Source organism: Vibrio sp. D173a, assembly GCF_030248475.1.
In genome coordinates this window covers 1-427 of the sequence record NZ_JAHGAH010000867.1, presented here as the reverse complement: position 1 = coordinate 427, position 427 = coordinate 1, and the positions used below count along the sequence as shown (strand labels likewise).

Annotated in this window: 1 protein-coding gene; it reads right to left on the bottom strand. The window is 48.7% G+C overall.

The annotated features are described in order from the left end of the window. On the bottom strand, window positions 1–427 hold a 427-nt coding region (gene dusA / locus KIV40_RS29895), incomplete at both ends, for a tRNA dihydrouridine(20/20a) synthase DusA (RefSeq protein ID WP_285352896.1).

Here is a 427-nt window from a genome sequence, read left to right as displayed (position 1 = left end):
AACTCGTATGAATCCTGCTCATCGATACCGATACGCGTTTTTACTGTGATAGGGATATCGGTGACTTCTTTCATCGCTGATACACAATCCGCCACTAGCTCAGGCTCAGCCATTAGGCATGCACCAAAGCGACCGTTTTGAACACGATCAGATGGGCAACCTACGTTGAGGTTCACTTCATCGTAACCACGCTCAGCTGCTAACTTCGCACATTCCGCCAAATCAACTGGATTTGAGCCACCTAACTGTAGCGCCACAGGGTGCTCTTGCTCGCTGTACTCTAGGAAGTCACCTTTACCATGCAGTATTGCGCCTGTCGTTACCATTTCCGTATATAGAAGAGTCTGCTGAGACAGCAGGCGATGGAAGTAGCGACAGTGACGATCAGTCCAATCGAGCATTGGAGCAACAGAAAGTCTACATGAAT